We start from the raw sequence: 20,639 nt of genomic DNA, 5'->3' as shown, positions 1-20,639 counted from the left end.
AGCGAAAGCTGTATCTCCGTGGCGATCCCCTGATTAGAATGCGGCCCTGACCGACGTCCGCCCCGCCGCCTCCTTCGAGTCCCGCCCGAATGTCCATGATCCGCCTTTATACCCGCGTTCTGGAGCTGCTCGGCAAGGAGGCGCGGCTGGGCTGGATCCTGGCCGTCGCCAATCTGCTGCTGGCCGGCGCGCAATTCGCCGAGCCGGTGCTGTTCGGCCGCATCGTCGACGTGCTCTCGGGCAAGCCCACCGGCGGGCCGCTGGCGTCGTCCTCGGCCTGGCCGCTGCTGGCGGCGTGGGCGGCGTTCGGCCTGTTCACGATTCTCTGCAGTGCCGCGGTCGCGCTGCACGCCGACAAGCTGGCGCATCGCCAGCGCCAGGCGGTGCTGACGAATTATTTCGAGCACATCATGCAGCTGCCGCTGACCTTCCATACCGGCACCCATTCCGGCCGGCTGATGAAGGTGATGCTGAACGGCACCGACTCGCTGTGGCGGCTGTGGCTCGGATTTTTCCGCGAGCATTTCGCCGCGATCCTGTCGCTGGTCGTGCTGCTGCCGCTGGCGCTCTACATCAACTGGCGGCTGGCGGTCCTGCTGTTCATCCTTTGCGTGGTGTTCACGGTGCTGACCACGCTGGTGGTGCGCAAGACCTACGGCATGCAAAGCGAGGTCGAGGAGCATTACAGCGACCTCTCCGCCCGCGCCTCCGACGCGCTCGGCAATGTCGCGCTGGTGCAGAGCTTCGTGCGGATCCAGGCCGAGGTGCAGGGCCTGCGTTTCGTCGCCGACAAGCTTTTGGCGGTGCAGATGCCGGTGCTGTCATGGTGGGCGCTGGTCACCGTCATCACGCGGGCGTCGACCACCATCACGGTGCTGGCGATCTTCACCGTCGGCATCGCGCTGCACGAACAGGGCCTGACCACGGTCGGCGAGATCGTGATGTTCGTGAGTTTCGCCACCATGCTGATCCAGAAGCTCGAACAGGTGGTTTCCTTCGTCAACAACGTGTTCATGGAAGCGCCGCGCCTGCAGGAATTCTTCAACGTGCTGGATGCGGTGCCGGCGGTGCGCGACCGGCCTGACGCGATCGATCCCGGCCGGCTCTCGGGCATGGTCGAATTCAAGGACGTATCGTTCTCCTATGACGGCAAGCGGCCCGCGGTCGAGGACCTTTCCTTCACCGCGCTGCCCGGCCAGACCATCGCGCTGGTCGGCCCCACCGGCGCCGGCAAATCCACCGCGATCGCACTGCTGCATCGCGCGTTCGATCCGCAGTCGGGCTTCATCCGGGTCGACGGCATGGACGTCCGCGGCCTGACGCTGACGGCGCTGCGGCGGAATATCGGCGTGGTGTTCCAGGAGGCGCTGCTGTTCAACCGTTCGATCGCGGACAATCTGCGGGTCGGCAAGCCGGACGCGACGGACGAGGAACTGCGGATCGCGGCAGGCCGCGCCCAGGCGCTGGAATTCATCGAGCGCGGCGAGCAGGGATTTCAGACCAATGCCGGCGAGCGCGGACGCATGCTGTCCGGCGGCGAGCGGCAGCGGCTGTCGATTGCCCGTGCCCTCTTGAAGGATCCGCCTATCCTGATCCTCGACGAAGCCACCAGCGCGCTCGATGCCGTCACCGAAGCCAAGCTCAACGCCGCGCTCGACGAGGTAATGAAGGGCCGCACCACCTTCGTGATCGCACACCGCCTCTCCACCATCCGCCATGCCACGCGGATCCTGATGTTCGACAATGGCCGCGTGATCGAAAGCGGAACTTTCGACGAACTGGTGGCGCAAGGCGGCCGCTTTGCGGAACTGGCAAGGGCCCAGTTCATGGTCCAGGAAAATGCCCGGGCCAGCATCCAGACGCCAGAGCCCGACAGCACGGTTGTCAAGATTTAAGTATCGCCAGTATTTGACCTATTTCGTCCACGATTTAATCCCACAAGCTCTGTTCCGGACCGGCAGACCGGTATAGATTTGCACCCGCCGGACACGCTTGAAACCCGCACGTCACACCCCAGGACCTCCTCTTCCAGAGGCGGGTCTCAAAGGACCGGAATCGGATAGTGCATTTTCCTTTCCCTTCGCTTCGCAAGATATCGTTGAGCTTGATCGTGGTCGGCGCGGCGCTCGCCGTCGCAGCGCCGCGCGTCGTGCATGCGGAAGCGCTGCTGGTGGTCGAAGCCGATACCGGCAAGGTGCTGCAGGCGGAGAACGCCACCTATCCCTGGTATCCCGCATCCGTCACCAAGATGATGACGGCCTATGTCACGCTGAAGGCGGTCAAGGAAGGCAGGCTGTCGCTCGAGCGCACACTCACGGTGTCGCCGGTCGCCGCCTCGCAGTCACCGTCCAAGATGGGCTTGAAGCCGGGCAGCCTGATCACGGTCGAAAACGCCCTGTACATGATGATGGTGAAATCGGCCAACGACATGGCCGTGGTGCTCGCCGAGGGCGTCGCCGGTTCGGTCGACGGTTTCTCGGCGATGATGAATCAGACCGCGACCAGGCTCGGCATGACGCAGACGAGCTACGTCAATCCGAACGGCCTGCCTGCCGAGGGCCAGATCACCTCGGCGCGCGATCTCGCCATGCTGGCGCGCGCGATCATTCGCGACCTGCCGGAATACGAATATTTCATGCACACCCCCTCGATCCGCTACGGCCGGCGGGTTACGCAGAATTTCAACAAGCTGATCGGGCGCTACCCCGGCGCCGACGGCTTCAAGACCGGCTTCATCTGCGCCTCCGGTTACAATCTGGTGGCCTCGGCCACGCGCAACGGCAAGCGACTGATCGCCGTGGTGCTCGGCTCGTCGTCGGGCACCATGCGCGCGGTACGCGCCGCCCAGCTGCTCGAGCGCGGCTTTGCCGACAACACGCTGACCTGGCTGCGCCCCTCGCTCGGCACGGTCGACAACCTGGTGCCGATCGACGCTTCGCCGCCGAACCTGCGCGACGAGGTGTGCGGCCCCAGGCGCAAACGCCCGGCGACCGACGAGGACGCCGACACCGTCGCCAGCAACGGCAGTGCCAGCGGTGGCGAATCCGCCGTCAGCTTCTTCACCGCCGGGCTGCAGGCGCCGATGGCGAAGCCGTCTGAATTGATGGCCGCGGCGCCCGCGGCATCGGAACCCGTGGTCATCTACACCGGTCCGAAGAAGACCGGCGCCGCCCTGATTGCCGCGGTGGCCGTCGACGAGCAAAAGCAGATGACGAAGCCGCGCGGAAAGAAGTCGCGGGTCGCGGCCAGGAAACCGGACGCCGCGGCTGAGCCGAAGGCCGATGCCAAACGGGCGGGCACGGAAGGGAAATCCGAAGCGAAACCTGCCGCCAAGCCGGCCGCCGTCAGGCAGGCCCACGCCAAGCCGGAAGCCGCCCCCAAGGCTGCGGAAAAACCCGTGGCCGCAGCCGCCAAGCCGGCCAAGCCCAGGACCGCCGAGAGGACTTCCGAGAAGCCCACGGAGAAGCCCGCTGCAAAGCCGGCCGCCAAGCCCAAGAGTAGCGAAACCAAGCCTTCTGCCGCCAAGCCCGCGGACCCCAAGACCACGGCCGCGCCGCGCGGTTAGGGCGCCCCGGCCCGTCGGACCGGCATTCTTAACCGACAATGCGTCGATAGCGCGCAGCCGCTTGCCATTGGCGGCCGCATTGCTCAATACTGCCCCAAACAAGGCGTCCCGGCCAGAAAACGGGTAACAATCAGAGAGGAAGTACCATGGAGCGGATCTGGCTCAAGCAATATCCGGCTGGCGTGCCCGCCGATATCGACGTCAACCAGTATACGTCGCTGGTCGCGTTGCTGGAGGAGAGCTTCAAGAAGTTCGCAGACCGCAAAGCCTTCATCTGCATGGACAAGTCGATCAGCTATCGCGAGCTCGACGAGATGTCGCAGGCACTCGGCGCCTACCTGCAAAGCAAGGGCATGGCGAAGGGCGCCCGCGTCGCGCTGATGATGCCGAACGTGCTGCAATATCCGGTTGCGACCGCCGCCGTGCTGCGCGCCGGCTACGCCGTGGTGAACGTCAATCCGCTCTATACCCCCCGTGAACTCGAGCACCAGCTGAAGGATTCCGGCGCCGAGGCGATCATCGTGCTGGAGAATTTCGCCAACACGGTGCAGCAGGTGATTGCCAGGACCGCGGTCAAGCATGTCATCGTCGGCAGCATGGGCGACCTGCTCGGCTTCAAGGGCGTGATCGTCAACCTGGTGGTGCGGCGCGTCAAGAAGATGGTGCCGGCCTGGTCGCTTCCAGGCTCGGTCGCCTTCAATGACGCGCTGTCGGCCGGCCGCGGCATGAAGCTGAACCAGCCGAAGCTGACGCTCGATGATGTCGCATTCCTGCAATATACCGGCGGCACCACCGGCGTCTCCAAGGGCGCGACGCTGCTTCACCGCAACATCCTGGCCAACGTGCTGCAGAACGACGCCTGGCTGCAGCCGGCGCTGAAGAAGCCGCCGCATGTCGACGAATTGTTCATCGTCTGCGCGCTGCCGCTCTACCATATCTTCGCGCTGACGGCGTGCTTCCTGCTCGGCGTGCGCGCCGGCGGCGTCAACCTGTTGATCCCCAACCCGCGCGACATGCCGGGCTTCATCAAGGAGTTGATGAAATACAAGGTCAACAGCTTCCCGGCGGTCAACACGCTTTACAACGGGCTGTTGAACTCGCCCGGTTTCGACAAGGTCGACTTCTCCAAGCTGAAAACCTCGTTCGGCGGCGGCATGGCGACGCAAAAGGCGGTCGCCGAGAAATGGCTGAAGACCACCGGCTGCGCGCTGTCGGAGGGCTACGGCCTGTCGGAAACCTCGCCGACGCTGACCTGCAACCCTGCCGACACCGACAAGTTCTCCGGCTCGATCGGCATTCCCGTGCCGTCGACCTATATCTCGATCCGCGACGATGACGGCAACGAAGTGCCGCTCGGCACACCAGGCGAAATCTGCGCCAAGGGTCCGCAGGTGATGGCCGGCTACTGGAACCGGCCGGAAGAGACCGCCCAAGTGATGACCGCGGATGGCTTCTTCCGCACCGGCGACATCGGCGTGATGGATGAGCGCGGCTATACCAAGATCGTCGATCGCAAGAAGGACATGGTCCTGGTCTCCGGTTTCAACGTCTATCCCAACGAGGTCGAGGAAGTGATCGCGATGCATCCCGGCGTGCTGGAATGCGCCGTGATCGGCGTGCAGGACGCCAAGTCGGGCGAAGCGGTCAAGGCGTTCGTGGTCAAGAAGGACCCGAACCTCACCGCCGAGGACCTCATCAAGTTCTGCCACGAGCAACTGACCAACTACAAGATTCCCAAGCACGTCGAATTCCGGACCGACCTGCCGAAGACCAATGTCGGCAAGATCCTGCGCCGCGAACTGCGCGACGAAAAAAAGAACGCCGCGGCGGCCTGAGCGCCACCGTCATCCTGTGGAGCCGCGCGCTTGCGCGGCGCCTTCAAGGATGGGCCGCGTGCACGATCAGTCATCCTTCGAGGCTCGCCGAAGAGGCTAGCATCTCGGGATGACGATTTCGTGCGTGCCTCGCGCGATCCAAACCGATTTCACCCGCTTCCCATCCCCCCGGGAAATGCTCTAAGAAACATCCGCACATTCAAGGAGAACTGACGATGACCATCAACGTTGGCGACAAGCTGCCGGAAGCCAAGTTTCGCGTGATGACGGCGGAAGGGCCGCAGGTCAAGACCACCGATGACATCTTCAAGGGCAAGAAGGTCGCGCTGTTCGCGGTGCCCGGCGCCTATACCGGCACCTGCCACAAGATGCACCTGCCCAGCATTTTCCTCAACGCCTACGCCATCAAGGACAAGGGCGTGAACACCATCGCGATCGTCTCGGTCAACGATGCCTTCGTCATGGGCGCCTGGAAGCGCGATACCGACCAGCGCGACGAAGCCACCTTCCTCGCCGACGGCAACGCCGATTTCACCAAGGCGATCGGCATGGAGCTGGACGCTTCCGGCAACGGCCTCGGCATCCGCTCCAAGCGCTACTCGATGCTGGTGGAAGACGGCGTGGTGAAGAAGATCAACCTCGAGCCGGCCCCGGGCAAGGTCGAGGTCTCCGGCGGCGATACGCTGCTCGGGCAGCTGTAACGTCGCATCGGGAGCGAACGGCTCGCCACAATCACAACTGTCGTCGCCCGCGAAAGCGGGCGACCCAGTACGCCGCGGCCCCGGTAAATCTCAAATGCCTCTGGAATACTGGGTCACCCGCTTTCGCGGGTGACGACAATGGGTGGTGGATGAGCGGATCGCCCTACCCTTCCAGCCTGGTCTTCAACCGCCCCATCGCGACGCCCTCGCGGGCGAGCTGGTCGGCGCGCTCGTTGGCGTCGTGGCCGGCGTGGCCCTTGACCCAGTGCCAGCGCACCTGGTGCTGGTGCAGCGAGGCGTCCAGCCGCTGCCACAGATCGACGTTCTTGACCGGCTTCTTGTCCGAGGTGCGCCAGCCGTTCCGCTTCCAGCCGTGGATCCAGCCGGTGATGCCCTGACGGACATACTGGCTGTCGGTGTAGAGATCGACGGTGCAGGGCTTCTTCAGGGTTTCCAGCGCCGAGATCGCCGCCATCAGCTCCATGCGGTTGTTGGTGGTGTGCGCCTCGCCGCCCTTCAGTTCCTTCTCGATCTCGCCGAATTTCAGGATCGCGCCCCAGCCGCCCGGGCCCGGATTACCCGAGCAGGCGCCGTCGGTGTGGATGGTGACCGCGGGCAGTGAGCTCACGCCGGCAGCCCCGGGGTTTCGATGCCATAATCGCGAATGTTGGCAACGCTCTGCTGGAAGCGCAGCTTGCGGACATATTCCAGCGGATCCTTCGGCTTCACCATGGCGCCCGGCGGCACGTTGAGAAAATCGACCAACCGGGTCAGCAGGAAGCGCAACGTGGCGCCGCGCGCCAGCAGCGGCAGCGCGTTCCGTTCGGCTTCGCTCAATTCGCGCTCGCGGCCATAGGCGTTAAGGAAGGCGCGCGCCTTGGTGACGTTGAACGAACAATCGCTCTCGAAACACCAGGCGTTGAGGCAGATAGCGACGTCGTAGGCCAGCATGTCGTTGCAGGCGAAGGTGAAGTCGATCAGGCCGGAAACATGCTCACCGAGAAAGAACACGTTGTCCGGAAACAGGTCGGCGTGGATCACGCCTTGCGGCAGATTCGTGGGCCAGACGCCGCTTTCGAGATAATCGAGCTCGGCGCGGATGAAGTCACGCAAGCCGTGCTGCAACTCGTCGGCGCGCGAGGCTGCCTGTTCGAACAGCGGACGCCAGCCCGAAACCGACAGCGCGTTGGGGCGCGTCATCGGAAAATCACGGCCCGCCAGATGCATTTTCGCCAGCGCCTGGCCGACGCCGACACAGTGCGCGGCGTTGGGCTTGCGCGGCCAGATACCTTCGAGAAAGTTGATGATAACGGCCGGTCGGCCGGCGAGCTCGCTGAGCGCTTCGCCGCGTCGGTTCTTCAGCGGCTCCGGGCAGATGATGCCGCGCGAGGCGAGATGCGTCATCAGACCGAGAAAGAACGGCAGCTCGCTCTTGGCGACCCGCTTCTCATACAGTGTCAGGATGAAAGAGCCGGCGCTGGTGTGCAGCAGGAAATTGGAGTTCTCGACGCCTTCGGCGATGCCCTTGTAGGACAGCAGTTCGCCGATGTCGTAGGCCCCGAGGAATTCCGCAAGCTCGTCGGCGGCGACGTCGGTGTAAACCGCCATGGTGGCCTACGCCGCGTCGGGCCGCAGCGAACGCGGCAGCGGGAAGAATTCGTTCTCTTCCGCGGCCGAGACCGTCTCCACATGCAATTCGTAGCGCTCGGCGAAGGCGCCCATGATCTCCTCGACGATCACTTCCGGCGCGGAAGCGCCCGCGGTGATGCCGAGGCTCTTGATGCCCTCGAACATTTTCCAGTCGATATCGCTGGCGCGCTGCGCCAGCACCGAGACCGGGCAACCCTCGCGCTCGGCGACTTCACGCAAGCGCTGGGAATTCGACGAATTCGGCGCGCCGACCACGATCAGGGCATCGACCACCGGCGCCACCTTCTTGACCGCGAGCTGGCGGTTGGTGGTGGCGTAGCAGATGTCTTCCTTGTGCGGGCCGGAGATGTTCGGAAACCGCTCCTTCAGCAGCGCGACGATCTCGGCGGTGTCGTCGATCGACAGCGTCGTCTGTGTCACGAAGGCGAGATTGTTGGGATCCTTCGGCGTGAAGGTCTTGGCATCTTCCGCGGTCTCGATCAGCGTCACCGCGCCGACCGGCAACTGGCCGAGCGTACCGACCACCTCGGGGTGGTGGGAATGTCCGATCAGGAGGATTTCGCGGCCGCGCTTGAAATGGATGGCGGCCTCCCGGTGCACCTTGGTGACCAGGGGGCAGGTGGCGTCGAGCGAGAAGAAATTGCGGGCGCGGGCGTCCGCGGGCACCGATTTGGGCACCCCGTGGGCCGAGAACACCACCGGTGCGTTGGTATTGTCCGGGATTTCGGCCAGTTCCTCGACGAAAATCGCGCCTTTTGTCTTCAGGCTGTCGACCACATAGCGGTTATGGACGATCTCGTGCCGGACATAGACCGGGGCGCCATAGATGGTCAGCGCCCGTTCCACGGTGTCGATCGCCCGCACTACGCCGGCACAGAAGCCGCGGGGCGAGCAAAGCACGATTTTGAGGGGTGGTTTGGCCTGCATGGGGGCAAATCTCGGACCGGCTAACCCCTCGCCGCCGGGCAAGGAACGGTCAATTCGTATAAGGACAATTCGTTAAAGGAGGACTTGGGACGGCTTTTGGGCGCTGTCAAGGCCGCTCAGCAAACCATTGCGTGGATAGCCCCGGACGGCTTATATAGGGCGTAATTCCCGTCATCGCTGATGACCACTGGCTTCGCCTCCAAAAAGGGTGGGCGAAGCGCTAAGGAGATTTGCCATGAGCAATGCACCGCTGATGCCAAAAGCGACTGCCGTATGGCTGGTTGACAATACCGCACTGACCTTCGACCAGGTGGCCGATTTCACCAAAATGCACCCGCTCGAGGTCCGCGCCATCGCCGATGGCGACGCCGCCCAGGGCATCAAGGGCATGGATCCGATTTCCAACGGCCAGTTGACCCGCCAGGAGATCGAAAGAGGTGAAAAAGACCCGAATTACCGGCTCAAGCTCGAAGAGAGCAAGGTGACACTGCCGCCGGCCGCCAAGAAGAAGGGCCCGCGCTATACCCCGGTGTCGCGCCGCCACGAACGGCCGAGCGCGATCCTGTGGCTGGTGCGCAACCACCCCGAATTGAAGGACGCCCAGATCATGCGTCTGGTCGGCACCACCAAGACCACGATCGCCAGCGTGCGCGACCGCACCCACTGGAATGCCTCGACCTTGACCCCGATGGACCCGGTGACACTCGGCCTGTGCTCGCAGATCGAGCTCGATTTCGAGGTGCAGCGCGCCGCCAAGGAAAAGCCGATCGATACCGCCTACGGCGGCGCCACCTTGCTGCCGGCCTCGGAAACCACCCGCAAGGAGCCGGAATTCGAGCCGAGCGAGAAGCAGCGCGACGACCTCAATGTCGATGCGGTGTTCGCCAAGCTGAAGGGCATCGGCGGCGGCAAGAAGCACGACGACGAGGACTGAGGGGAGTCGGGCGCGCTCTGCGCCGCTCCGGGTTACTTTCGAACGCAAACATGCCTTCGCGATCTCGCGGCGCGTTTCGCCCGAGGTTTGCCGGAAACTTGCCGCCCTCTCCAATCAGAGGGCGCGGGGAATGCCGGGCGGCCGATGCGCCCGCTGCAGCGTGTGCAATGGGTAGTGGTAGAACGCACACGCGTTAGTCAGGTCACACCGGAATCACCCGGCATTCCCCGCGCAATGGTTTACGGCTTATACCTGCTCTCCTCGGTGAGCCCTGCGCTTTTGCCACCGTCGCCCGCGCGCCTTGACGCGAACTTGACACCAGCCCTTGGGGTGTCGGGACCACACGATTTCGCCGTCCGCTTCAGGCACCCTGGTCAGGGAGCGCCATCCGCGTCCACCGCATCCCCGTCCCGCACTGATGACCTTGGGCAATGCCCCTCTGAATGGGACGGGATGGCTATCGATATAGTCTGATTTTTACTTCTGTAAAACAGAAATATTTTTCCGCGCGGGGCTTGACATCAATTCTGTAAATCAGAAGTGATTTGCCCGTCGGGTGATCGAAGCACCGACGCCGGCGAAGCCGTCGCCTGGAGGCAAGGACTGGGGTCACTTCCCGTTCACAGGCTCTCGGGATGCGGAATATGACCAGCCAGCCAAGCTCACGTCACGCAACGGCCGGGCTGAAGCTGCTTCGCCACTTCGGTCAGCACGCTGACCATGGGCTCGCAGGCCACGGTAGCCTTGCGGCGGTCGCCGGACTTGAACAGCGAGGGCGCGGCGGGAGCGTTGCGGGCATCCGTCTCGGGCGACTTTTCGGAGGAACGGGCGGAGGACTTGGCGGGAATCCTGACCAGGACGGTGGTGTCGGACAGGCTCTCCGGCCGCAGCGAGACGGTTTGGGTCTGTTCGCCTGATCCGGCGACGACGCTGGCGCGATCGGCCTTGGCGGAACGATTGATGGCGCTGGCGATCCCGGTGGTCCGCGCTTCCGCGACGGCCTCCCACCTCTCAGCGAGATCGTGGCCGGACGCGAACTGAACCGCGCCGAGCGTCAGTGAAACCGCGATCGCGCCAAAAACCGCTTTTGAAATCTGCGACATGTTGGATGGTCCCTCGCCCCATTGGCGATCACAGCCACAACGCGAGGGAACCCGCCGGGTTCGGGGAACCGGCCATCACTTAACCGTGTGCGAAAAAATTTCCGACGACGGGAACGAGTTCGGGGGCCTGTGCGTCATCCAGACAGCCGGTCTTCCCCCCTGCCCCATTGACCGGTGACGTAGGGCGCGACTGTGGTGATGCCGGTCGCGCCCTGCTTTTTGCCTAAATTTCAGGCCCCCTCGCGCTGTCACCTCACCTGCGGGCCGGGATGCCCTGCCAAGGGTGCTAGGGCCGGTATCCAGCCCCAAATCGCGAAAATATGGTCTTTACGCCATATGTATCATATGACATATTATGTTATGGTTTGGCAGGTGCGTTTTCACGACGAATTCGAACTGCAAGAACTTCCTGAGGAAATCCAGGACGAGCTTTTGGCTCGATTAAAAGTGCTTTCCGAGTTCGGTCCTCAGCTCGGACGGCCAAACGTCGATACGCTCAACGGCTCATCCTTTCCGAATATGAAGGAGCTCAGATTTCGAAAGGACGGGCTATGGCGCTTTGCTTTTGCATTCGACAGCCTTCAACAAGCCATCGTGCTCGTCGGGGGAGACAAAGAAGGTGAAAACCAAACCAGGTTTTACAAGAGCCTCGTCAAGGTAGCCGACGCACGTTTCAGCGATCATCTGCGCAAGATCAAGTCGACGCTGAAAAAAGATAAATAGGAGATCATCATGCGCACGCTCAACGATGTCATCGGCAAGCTTCCTGGTGCAAGGCAACAGAAAATCGAGGCTCGCGCGCAGGAACTGATTGCCGAGGAACTGACCTTGCAAGACATCCGCAAGGCGCGGAAGCTGACGCAAGAGCAGATGGCAGCGACCCTCAACATTGGTCAGGACAGCATCTCTCGTCTGGAAAAACGAAGCGACATGATGCTTTCGACCATGCGAAGCTACATCGAAGCGATGGGCGGATCGCTCGAATTGGTGGCCCGGTTTCCCAAGCGGGCTCCCGTCATTATCACATCGATCAGAGATGTGTCGCCGCAGCCAAAGGCGGTTTCCAGGCGCAAGAAGCTAAAGCTCCGCGCCTAGCTAGGACTTCACCAAAAAATTCGGCGCGCCTCGCAGCGCGCCGAAATCATTTCAACCAACGGCTTCCCGCTCGGCTCACGCCACCCGCGGCGCCCTGTTGCGCGAGTTGCGCTGGAAGAACAGCGCCTGGCTGGCGACGGCGGAGACCATCGCGGGCTGGAACGGCTTCGAGATCAGGAACGCCGGCTCGGGGCGCTCGCCGGTCAGGAAGCGTTCGGGATAGGCGGTGATGAACACCACCGGCACCTCGAACACCTTCAGCAGTTCGTTGACGGCGTCGAGGCCGGAGGAGCCGTCGGCGAGCTGGATGTCGGCGAGGATCAGGCCGGGCTTGCGGTTCTTGGCCAGCGCGACGGCGTCGGCATGGGTGCGGGCGACGCCGATCACGTTATGACCGAGATTCTTCACCAGGCTCTCGAGATCCATCGCGATGAAGGTCTCGTCCTCGATGATCAACACGTCGGTGGCGATCTCCGCGGCCATTTCGCGGCCGGCGGTATCGGCCAGCTTGCGGGTTTCGGCCACATCGATGCCGAGAATCCAGGCCACTTCCTCTTCGGAAAAACCTTCCAGCGACAGCAGCAGGAAGGCCTGCCGCGGCAGCGGCGTGATGTTCGACAGCCGCCGCTCCGACGGCATCGGCAGGGTCGCGACGTCGGAATCGTCGTTGAGCGAGACCGAATTCCAGATTTTCGTAAACAGCCGGAACAGGCCGGCGCGCGGACCGTGCTGCTCGTCGAGCAAGGCCGGGTCCTGCAACAGGGCTTCCAGCATCGCCCCGACATAGGCGTCGCCGGAGGCCTGATTTCCCGTCAGCGCACGGGCATAGCGCCGCAACAACGGTAAATGTTCAGCAACAAGCTGTGATCGCGACATCCCCACTCCATATCCTGCTCTGGGCCAAAGCATGCCGACGGGGTGACCCGGTTCCCCCAGAATGTGCGGGACTACGTCTCAGCCTTCAAAAAGTTCCCCGTCCGCCGGGAACTTTCCGGCGCAGTTGGAATTAGCCCCATTGGAACGACAGAAAAGGCCTCGAAATCAAGGATAATTCTTGAAACTACAGGGACTTAACTCTCGGGGAAGCGTGGAACAGGTCATGAAAGATGTAAAGTCTCAAGCCAGCAAGGTGGCCGCTCCCGGAAAGCCGGGCCGGCTCAACACCGAGATTCAATCGAGAATCGGGCACCAGCTGAGGGCGATGTATGACGACGTGGTTCGGCAGGGCGTGCCGGACCGCTTTGCCGAGCTGATCAAGAAGCTCGATGCACCTGGACCCACCGGTGATCCTGCCAAAAAAAATGACGGGAGGGACTAATGCCTCTCACAGACTCACTTCGCGACGACATTCTTGCGTCGGTCCCATCCTTGCGCGCGTTTGCGATCTCGCTCAGCGGCAATGGTGATCGCGCCGACGATCTCGTTCAGGAGACGCTGCTGCGCGCGCTTGCCAATATCGACTCGTTCCAACCCGGCTCGAACCTGCCGGCCTGGCTGTTCACGATCCTGCGCAACCTGTTCCGCTCCGACTATCGCAAGCGGCGGCGGGAGGTGGAGGACGCCGACGGCAATTATGCCAAGACCCTGAAAACCCAGCCGGCGCAAAGCGCGCATCTGGAGTTCGAGGAATTTCGCGTGGCGCTCGACAAGTTGCCGCAGGACCAGCGCGAAGCGCTGATCCTGGTCGGCGCCTCCGGCTTCTCCTATGAAGACGCCGCCGCCATCTGCGGCTGCGCCGTCGGCACCATCAAGAGCCGCGTCAACCGCGCGCGCTCGAAACTGAGTGCGCTGCTCTATGTCGACGGCGCCGACGATTTCGGCCCCGACAACACCGTCCGCGCCGTGATCGGCGGCAGCGGAGGTTGATCGGCTTCCGACGACAATGAAAAGGCGGCCCCGCTCGGGCCGCCTTTTTTTTGTCGTGGCCGGAATCAACCCACGATTCGTCGTCCCGGCGAACGCCGGGACCCATAACCACCGCCGCTCGTGGTTACGACCGGTCGTCAAGCAGCTTCCTTAAATCGATAAATCACGCGGTATGGGTCCCGGCGTTCGCCGGGACGACATATTGATTGAGCTTCGCCGAGTTCACCGCACCCGCTTGACCGGCGCCGACAATTGTTCGGTGCGGTCGCGCTCGGTCATGTCGACGACGGTCTCCATCGGCGCGGTGAGTTCGTAGACGTAGCTGACATCGGTGAAGAACCGCTTGGAGGCGCCGCCCAGCGCCTCCGGCGCGACACGGTCGAGCAGGATCAGGCCGAAATCGCTGTCGGCGCGGCGGGTCGCCTCGCTGGTGTTGAACTCCTCCCAGCGAAAATGAAAGATGGCCTCGGGCCCTTCGCCGGTCACTTCCCAATGCGCGACGATGTGGGGATGCTTGCCGACCAGCGACAGCCCCTCGTCGGAATGCGACGCCAGTTCGAAGAACAGCAGCGACAGGCTCTGGGCGGCGCGCGCGCTCACCGCGATATCGGGACCCGAGACCGCGATGCGCTCGGCATGGGGGATCGCGCGCGCCTCGAACAGCCCCTTCAGCTTGACGCCCTGCCACTGGCTTTCGGACAGCAGCGAGACCACGTTCGACATGGCGTGGATGCGGCCGATCAGCAGTTCGCGGGCGACGTCGATGTCGGAGCCATGGCGCAGCGTCCGCGTCACGATCGACTGGATCACCGCCAGGATGTTCTTGACGCGGTGATTGAGTTCGTCGATCACGGCGGTCAGCCGACGCTCGAAGCCGATCCGCACCTGGATCTCGCGACTGAGCCGCAGGTTGTTGTAGGCGACATAGCCGAACAGCCCGCAGATGATGCCGGTCAGCGCCAGGCCGATCGCGGCGACGATGGCGGCAGTCTGCTGCGCGCGCATCACCGCATTGGTCTTGGCGTAATAGGCCAGCGACCAGTCACGGCCGCCGAATCCGATCTTCCTGACCATCGAGGGTGCCGCCGATTCCGATCCGACCAGCCGCGAGGCGACGTTGTCCCGGTTGAGCGCGATCAATTCCTGGTCGCCATGGCGCGGATCCTTCAGCACCACCGAGAACAGCGACAGATCGTCGTTCGCCAGCATCAGCGGCGCCAGCTCATAGGAAAACGTCACGAAGCCCGCGGGCGCGGCGTTGCCCTCCTGCAGCACGGGCGCCGCCAGCACGAGACCGACCGGCCCGTTCGGGCGGAGCAGCGGCATCGGATCGGATGCCACCGGCTTGCCCTCGGCCATCGCCCGCGCCAGCGTCGGCCCCAGCACCGGATCCTGGTCGAGGGTGCGGCCGGGAAAAATCCTGGTCTCCGCGTTGCGCGGCTCGACGTCCATCACCAGGTCGATCGGCTTGTCGAGCGTCTTCGGATCCAGAGGCTTGTCATCGAATCCGCGAATCACCGGATTGGAGAATCCGGCGCCGGCGAGCTCGGCGCGCGCCGCCGGCAATTCATTTGGCTGCAGCCGCGCGATCCAGCTGGCGACCACGAAATCGGTCTTGAAGGCATAGATCGAGGAGCGCAGCGGCCGCAGCATGTCGGCCTTGATCACGCCGGGCGCGCGGAACAGGCCGGATGCGACGCGGGCGAGCAGCTCACGCTCGGTCAGCCGGTCCTGCACCAGGCTGGCATGAACGTCGATCGCGCGCGCCATCGCGATCCCCTCCAGCATCAGCTCCTGATCGTGGACGCGATAAGCCGCAAGCCCGGAGAACAGGACCCCGATCAGTGCGATAAAACCGATGATGAAACCAAGCCGGACCACTCGCTTACTCAACGATGAGGCGTTGGCGAAGAAAATAGATCGAGCATTTGACGTCCGCCGGTACGGCGAGAAACCGAAGCAGAATGAAAACCAGCCGACTCGTATAATGAAGGAGCGATCATCGGTACGCAACTGCGGTTGGTGACGCGGGACCAGACATCGCTTGACGACGGTGTTTTCCGTCGGGGCCAGAGAGTGCTAATCGCGGTGGCGCGGTTTTGTTCCGGCGACGGGCGGAAGTTTTTTACCGCGTTCAGCCCGCCCTGGCCGGCGCCGCCGGGCTGAGGCCGCCTTTGGCCTCGATGAAGCCGATGATGCGATCGAGGCCTTCGCTCTTCTTCAGGTTGGTCATGACGAAGGGACGCTCGCCGCGCATCCGCCGCGCATCGGTGTCCATCTTCTCCAGCGACGCGCCGACATGGGGCGCGAGATCGATCTTGTTGATCACCAGCAGGTCCGACCGCGTGATGCCGGGGCCGCCCTTGGAGGGAATCTTGTCGCCGGCGGCGACATCGATGACATAGATCGTGAGGTCGGCCAGCTCCGGCGAGAAGGTGGCGGCGAGATTGTCGCCGCCGGATTCGATCAGCACCAGGTCGAGGCCGGGAAATTTCGCCCGCATGTCGGCGACGGCGGCCAGATTCATCGAGGCATCCTCGCGGATCGCGGTATGCGGGCAGCCGCCGGTCTCGACGCCGGCGATACGGTCCGGCGTCAGCGACCCCGAGCGCACCAGGAATTCGGCGTCCCATTTGGTGTAGATGTCGTTGGTGATCGCGGCGATGTCATAGCGCTCGCGCATCGCCTTGCAGAGCAGATCCATCAGCGCGGTCTTGCCGGAGCCGACGGGGCCGCCGATGCCGATGCGAAGCGGGCCGTGCGATTTGGACATGTCAGGGGTTCTTTCTGTTTCGTCGCATTCCACTATCCCGTCGTCCCTGCCTAGTGCGCAATTGCGCACGGGGCGCAGGGACCCATAGCCACCGGCAGTTGTCGTTACGGAAGGTTTCCGATGTCGCGCCAAACGAGAGGCCGCGGCGTATGGGTCCCCGCGTTCGCGGGGACGACGCGCAGGTGCAGGGTGCTTCCACTCATGGTGTCCACGTCCATTTGAAATTGCTTTCCCGGAAGGTTTTGGCGCGTTTCGGGTCGGCCTTTTCGAGATCGCCGAGCGATTTGCCGCGCGCGTCGAAATAGATCCGGTCGGCCTCGATCTCCAGCGTGCGTCTGCCGATCTCGCATTCGTACGGCGCCGCCCGGCCGCCGCCGAGATATTTCCAGTGATTGCCGTGGCGGGCGCCAATACAGGTCACATCGCCCGGCTCGAGCTTGTTCTTGTCGAGCTCGGCCCGGATTTCAGCCACCAGCTCCGGGGCTTTTGCCACCGCCGCCAGCACCTCATCGAGGCCGAGGCTGCCCGCGGCAAATCCCGGCGCCGCCAGCGCGATCCATGCTGCGAGGACCAGGACCGTCGTTCTGATTGCGCACATGGCTGCACCCCTCATGACCTGAACAACCTGGTGTATTGCGTTTCGTGCCGCATGCCGGCGAGATCGGCGCGGAAAGTGGCACTGCCGAGATCGTCGAGCGAGGCCTGCAACGCCCGCCTGGCGGTGGCGACCACGACGGGCTCGAGCTGCGCCAGCACGCGCTGGCTGTCGGTTTGCCCGAGCGGTATCAGTCGCGCGCCCGCGGAAATCCAGTTCGAGGTCACGGCGTGGAAGAAAGCATGCATGGTGGAAGCAAGCGGGATGTCGTGCGCGGCGCTGACCATGCCGACCGCGACGGGATAGACGATGACGCCGTCGCATTGCGCAACCAGTTGGTCGAGCCCGTCGCAATTCCAGGCCGAGCGCGCGATCTCGATGAAGGCGCGACCCTGCGACGAGGTTTCCAGCTGGCGCTCGCGCGACGGCACGAAGGCGGCCGCGAGCTCGACGACCTCGCGCAGCAGCGCCTCGTCATGCGAGGCGGCGGCGCGATACGCCTGCGCTACAAACACGCCGTCGCAAAAGCCGGGGCCGTCGACCAGCATCGACGCGAGCCAGTCGCTCAAGGAAGCCGCATCGGCGATATCGCCGGCTTCCACCGCCCATTCGATGCCGCTGGAATAGGAGAACGCGCCGACCGGAAACGCCGGCGACAGCCAGGTCATCAGCCGGTACAGCGCCGCGCCCTCGGCTTGCGTCATGTCGCCGGGATGGTCCGGTGGCGGCGATTTATTTGTGGTCATGAGCATGGGAATGACCGTGGTGATGGTCGTGGTCGCAATGCTCGTCGTGAACGTGATCACCGCGATGGCCATGATCGTGCGATGCATGATCGTGCGCGGCGTGGGCGTGCGGATCGGCCTCCGCATGGGCGTGGCCGCCGGCATAGGCCCCGCCCTCGGGATCGAACGGCGCCTCGATCTCGATCACGCGCGCGCCGAGCCCCTTCACCATCGCCTCGATGACGTGGTCGCGCCGGATCCGCAGGCCCTTCGCCATGATCTGCGTCGGCAGATGGCGGTTGCCGAGATGCCAGCCGACCCGCACCAGATGGAGCGGATCGTTGCAGCGAATCTCGATCAGCGGCTCCGGTGCGGCCACCACCTCGACCAGCCGGCCATCCTCCAGCACCAGCGCGTCGCCGCCGCGCAACGCCACCGCGTTTTCGAGATCGAGCAGGAATTCGAGCCCGCGCGTGCCGGTCATCGCCATCCGCCGCCGGTGCCGGTCGTCGAAATCCAGCACGACGGTATCGGCCGGCGTTTCGCTCCAACGGTGCTGCCCTTTGACCTGCGTCGCACGGATCATGATCAGAACTTCTCGACCTTGCCGTCGCTGATGATCTCGATCACCGTCGGTGAGGCCCGATAGGGTGCTGCATATTCGCGCCAGACTTTCATGTGCGGCGCCTTGCCATGCGCGTTGAGATCGTCGCGGGTCTCCCAGCGCTCGACCACGACATAGAGATTGGGATCGTGAATGCTGGTGTGGCCTTCATAGGAGATGCAGCCTTTTTCCTTCCGCGTCTCGGCAATGCATTCCTTGTGACCCTTGATGAAGGCTTCGCGGCCCTCCGGCTTCACCTGCGTGGTGGCAATCACGTAAATCATGTGCCTCGTCCTCGTTGTTTTCAGCGCACGGTGACGTCGGCGGGCGTGATGATTTCGATCTTCGGCGGCGCCGCCATGCATTTCACCGCGACGCGGCCAAAGGTCTTCATGTGCTCCATGCCGCGATGCGGCACCAGGGCTTCGGCGTTTTCCCACTGCTCGACGAACACCATCTTGGCGGGATCGGTGACGCTCTCGTGCAAATCATAGGCGATATTGCCGGGCTCCTTGCGGGTGCCCGCGATGCATGCGGTGGCGGCGGCGATGAATTCGGCGCGCGTTTCAGGCTTGATGGTCAGCGTGGCGACGACGTAGATCACGAGATCCTCCCGGGCTTTTGTTCTGGCTGGAGATTGCCGGGCAGGACCTTAGAACATGAAATAGCGCTGCGCCATGGGCAGCACCTCGGCCGGCGCGCAGGTCAGCAATTCGCCGTCGGCGCGCACCTCGTAGGTTTCGGGATCGACCTCGATTTTCGGCGTGGCGGAATTATGGATCATGCTCTTCTTGGAGATGCCGCCGCGGGTATTTTCGACCGCGTAAAGCTTCTTGTCGATGCCGAGCTTCCTGGCCAGGCCACCCGTGATCGCAGCCTTCGAGGTGAACACTACCGAGGACGCCGTCAGCGACTTGCCGTAGGCCGCGAACATCGGCTGGTAATGCACCGGCTGCGGCGTCGGAATCGACGCGTTGGGATCGCCCATCGGCGCGGCCACGATCGAGCCACCCTTGATGATGCAGTCCGGCTTGACGCCGAAGAAGGCCGGCGACCACAGCACGAGGTCGGCGAGTTTTCCCTTTTCCACCGAGCCAATCAGTTTCGACACGCCATGCGCGATCGCCGGATTGATCGTATACTTAGCGATGTACCGCTTGACCCTGAAGTTGTCGTTGTTGCCCTTGTCCTGCGGCAGCGAGCCGCGCTGCTTCTTCATCTTGTCGGCGGTCTGCCAGGTCCGGATGATGACCTCGCCCAGCCGTCCCATCGCCTGCGAATCCGACGACATCATCGAGAGCGCGCCGAGGTCGTGCAGGATATCTTCCGCGGCGATGGTTTCCTTGCGGATGCGGCTTTCGGCGAAGGCGAGATCCTCGGCGATCGAAGGATCGAGATGGTGGCACACCATCAGCATGTCCAGATGCTCGTCGATGGTGTTGCGGGTGAATGGCCGCGTCGGATTGGTCGAGGACGGCAGCACGTTCTTCAATCCGGCGATCTTGATGATATCAGGCGCGTGGCCGCCGCCGGCCCCTTCGGTGTGGAAGGCGTGGATGGTGCGGCCCTTGAACGCTTTTACGGTGTCCTCGACGAAGCCTGACTCGTTCAGCGTGTCGGAATGGATCATGACCTGGATGTCGTAATCGTCGGCCACGGAAAGACAATTGTCGATCGCCGCCGGCGTGGTGCCCCAGTCCTCGTGCAGCTTCAAGGCACAGGCGCCGGCCTTGATCATTTCCACCAGGGCTGCGGGCCGCGAGGCGTTGCCCTTGCCCGATATGCCGAGATTGACCGGGAAGGCGTCGAACGACTGGATCATCCGCGCCATGTGCCAGGGGCCGGGCGTACAGGTCGTGGCAAAGGTGCCGTGCGACGGGCCGGTGCCGCCGCCGAGCATCGAAGTGACGCCGCTCATCAGCGCATGCTCGATCTGCTGCGGACAGATGAAATGGATGTGGCTGTCGAACCCGCCGGCGGTGAGGATCTTGCCCTCCCCCGCAATGACGTCGGTGCCGGGACCGATGACGATGGTGACGCCGGGCTGGATGTCCGGATTGCCGGCCTTGCCGATGGCGCTGATATAGCCTTCCTTGATCGCGACGTCGGCTTTCACAATGCCCCAGTGGTCGACGATCAGCGCATTGGTGATGACGGTATCGGCCGCGCCCTGCCGGTTGGTGACCTGGGATTGCCCCATGCCGTCGCGGATCACCTTGCCGCCGCCGAATTTCACCTCCTCGCCGTAGGTCGTAAAATCCTTCTC

The 20,639-nt window shown here is 63.6% G+C and carries 22 protein-coding genes; 9 read left to right on the top strand and 13 right to left on the bottom strand.

Annotated elements, in window-relative coordinates; all coding sequences use genetic code 11:
* Positions 1-89: 89 nt before the first annotated feature.
* From Q7U29_RS14580 to Q7U29_RS14565, 4 genes are all read left to right on the top strand, one after another.
* Positions 90-1,895: a glucan ABC transporter ATP-binding protein/ permease gene (locus Q7U29_RS14580; protein ID WP_304742574.1), complete on the top strand. Its 1,806-nt coding sequence runs from the start codon at positions 90-92 to the stop codon at positions 1,893-1,895.
* Positions 1,896-2,062: 167 nt separating this feature from the next.
* Positions 2,063-3,565: a D-alanyl-D-alanine carboxypeptidase family protein gene (locus Q7U29_RS14575; RefSeq protein ID WP_370691762.1), complete on the top strand. Its 1,503-nt coding sequence runs from the start codon at positions 2,063-2,065 to the stop codon at positions 3,563-3,565.
* A gap of 146 nt (positions 3,566-3,711) precedes the next feature.
* Positions 3,712-5,400, top strand: coding sequence for a long-chain fatty acid--CoA ligase (locus Q7U29_RS14570; protein ID WP_304742570.1), 1,689 nt, complete (start codon positions 3,712-3,714; stop codon positions 5,398-5,400).
* 215 nt (positions 5,401-5,615) lie between these two features.
* Positions 5,616-6,101 (top strand): peroxiredoxin, encoded by a 486-nt coding sequence (locus Q7U29_RS14565; protein WP_304742568.1) that lies wholly within the window; start codon positions 5,616-5,618, stop codon positions 6,099-6,101.
* A gap of 163 nt (positions 6,102-6,264) precedes the next feature.
* Here Q7U29_RS14565 and rnhA read toward each other — a convergent pair whose 3' ends face one another.
* The 3 genes from rnhA to ispH are packed head-to-tail and all read right to left on the bottom strand — an operon-like array spanning position 6,265 to position 8,678.
* Complete coding sequence (gene rnhA / locus Q7U29_RS14560; protein ID WP_304742566.1) at positions 6,265-6,729, bottom strand: ribonuclease HI; 465 nt, start codon at positions 6,727-6,729, stop codon at positions 6,265-6,267.
* Positions 6,726-7,709 carry a homoserine kinase gene (locus Q7U29_RS14555; RefSeq protein ID WP_304742564.1) on the bottom strand — a complete coding sequence of 328 codons (984 nt, stop codon included), beginning with the start codon at positions 7,707-7,709 and terminating at the stop codon, positions 6,726-6,728. The genes rnhA and Q7U29_RS14555 overlap by 4 nt, the downstream gene beginning before the upstream one ends.
* A 6-nt stretch (positions 7,710-7,715) precedes the next feature.
* Positions 7,716-8,678, bottom strand: a complete 963-nt coding sequence (gene ispH / locus Q7U29_RS14550; RefSeq protein WP_304742562.1) for a 4-hydroxy-3-methylbut-2-enyl diphosphate reductase — start codon at positions 8,676-8,678, stop codon at positions 7,716-7,718.
* Between the two features lie 235 nt (positions 8,679-8,913).
* Here ispH and Q7U29_RS14545 point away from each other — a divergent pair, with 235 nt between their 5' ends.
* Positions 8,914-9,612, top strand: a complete 699-nt coding sequence (locus Q7U29_RS14545; RefSeq protein ID WP_304742560.1) for a DUF1013 domain-containing protein — start codon at positions 8,914-8,916, stop codon at positions 9,610-9,612.
* A 662-nt stretch (positions 9,613-10,274) separates the two neighbouring features.
* On the opposite strand, the gene Q7U29_RS14540 is transcribed toward Q7U29_RS14545, so the two are convergent.
* Positions 10,275-10,715 carry a hypothetical protein gene (locus Q7U29_RS14540; RefSeq protein ID WP_304742559.1) on the bottom strand — a complete coding sequence of 147 codons (441 nt, stop codon included), beginning with the start codon at positions 10,713-10,715 and terminating at the stop codon, positions 10,275-10,277.
* A 198-nt stretch (positions 10,716-10,913) separates the two neighbouring features.
* Between Q7U29_RS14540 and Q7U29_RS14535 the strand changes: the two genes are divergently transcribed.
* Positions 10,914-11,438 carry a type II toxin-antitoxin system RelE/ParE family toxin gene (locus Q7U29_RS14535; protein WP_370691761.1) on the top strand — a complete coding sequence of 175 codons (525 nt, stop codon included), beginning with the start codon at positions 10,914-10,916 and terminating at the stop codon, positions 11,436-11,438.
* A 9-nt stretch (positions 11,439-11,447) separates the two neighbouring features.
* Positions 11,448-11,810, top strand: coding sequence for an XRE family transcriptional regulator (locus Q7U29_RS14530; protein ID WP_304742557.1), 363 nt, complete (start codon positions 11,448-11,450; stop codon positions 11,808-11,810).
* A 75-nt stretch (positions 11,811-11,885) separates the two neighbouring features.
* On the opposite strand, the gene Q7U29_RS14525 is transcribed toward Q7U29_RS14530, so the two are convergent.
* Positions 11,886-12,686, bottom strand: coding sequence for a response regulator (locus tag Q7U29_RS14525; RefSeq protein WP_304742555.1), 801 nt, complete (start codon positions 12,684-12,686; stop codon positions 11,886-11,888).
* A 223-nt stretch (positions 12,687-12,909) separates the two neighbouring features.
* Here Q7U29_RS14525 and Q7U29_RS14520 point away from each other — a divergent pair, with 223 nt between their 5' ends.
* Both Q7U29_RS14520 and Q7U29_RS14515 read left to right on the top strand, forming a co-directional pair.
* On the top strand, positions 12,910-13,128 hold the full coding sequence (locus tag Q7U29_RS14520; protein ID WP_304742590.1) for a NepR family anti-sigma factor: 219 nt from the start codon (positions 12,910-12,912) through the stop codon (positions 13,126-13,128).
* A complete protein-coding gene (locus Q7U29_RS14515; RefSeq protein WP_304742554.1) occupies positions 13,128-13,676 on the top strand; it encodes a sigma-70 family RNA polymerase sigma factor in 549 nt (182 codons plus the stop codon). The genes Q7U29_RS14520 and Q7U29_RS14515 overlap by 1 nt, the downstream gene beginning before the upstream one ends.
* A gap of 222 nt (positions 13,677-13,898) precedes the next feature.
* On the opposite strand, the gene Q7U29_RS14510 is transcribed toward Q7U29_RS14515, so the two are convergent.
* The 8 genes from Q7U29_RS14510 to ureC all read right to left on the bottom strand — a co-directional run.
* A complete protein-coding gene (locus Q7U29_RS14510) occupies positions 13,899-15,557 on the bottom strand; it encodes an HWE histidine kinase domain-containing protein (protein ID WP_304742553.1) in 1,659 nt (552 codons plus the stop codon).
* A gap of 253 nt (positions 15,558-15,810) precedes the next feature.
* Positions 15,811-16,449: an urease accessory protein UreG gene (gene ureG, locus Q7U29_RS14505; protein WP_304742551.1), complete on the bottom strand. Its 639-nt coding sequence runs from the start codon at positions 16,447-16,449 to the stop codon at positions 15,811-15,813.
* A 199-nt stretch (positions 16,450-16,648) separates the two neighbouring features.
* Entirely contained in the window at positions 16,649-17,047 is a 399-nt protein-coding gene (locus tag Q7U29_RS14500) for a hypothetical protein (RefSeq protein ID WP_304742549.1), read from the bottom strand.
* Positions 17,048-17,058: 11 nt separating this feature from the next.
* A complete protein-coding gene (locus tag Q7U29_RS14495) occupies positions 17,059-17,796 on the bottom strand; it encodes an urease accessory protein UreF (RefSeq protein WP_304742548.1) in 738 nt (245 codons plus the stop codon).
* Complete coding sequence (locus Q7U29_RS14490) at positions 17,777-18,355, bottom strand: urease accessory protein UreE (RefSeq protein WP_304742546.1); 579 nt, start codon at positions 18,353-18,355, stop codon at positions 17,777-17,779. Before Q7U29_RS14490 ends, Q7U29_RS14495 begins: the two co-directional genes overlap by 20 nt.
* Before the next feature lie 2 nt (positions 18,356-18,357).
* Positions 18,358-18,657 (bottom strand): putative quinol monooxygenase, encoded by a 300-nt coding sequence (locus Q7U29_RS14485; RefSeq protein WP_304742544.1) that lies wholly within the window; start codon positions 18,655-18,657, stop codon positions 18,358-18,360.
* A gap of 20 nt (positions 18,658-18,677) precedes the next feature.
* Complete coding sequence (locus tag Q7U29_RS14480; RefSeq protein WP_304742542.1) at positions 18,678-18,977, bottom strand: putative quinol monooxygenase; 300 nt, start codon at positions 18,975-18,977, stop codon at positions 18,678-18,680.
* Positions 18,978-19,025: 48 nt separating this feature from the next.
* A partial coding sequence (ureC, locus tag Q7U29_RS14475) for an urease subunit alpha (protein ID WP_304742540.1) occupies positions 19,026-20,639 on the bottom strand: 1,614 nt, incomplete at its 5' end.

This window comes from Bradyrhizobium sp. (assembly GCF_030654605.1).
Taxonomy (GTDB): domain Bacteria; phylum Pseudomonadota; class Alphaproteobacteria; order Rhizobiales; family Xanthobacteraceae; genus Bradyrhizobium.
This window is presented reverse-complemented; position numbering and strand designations above follow the sequence as displayed.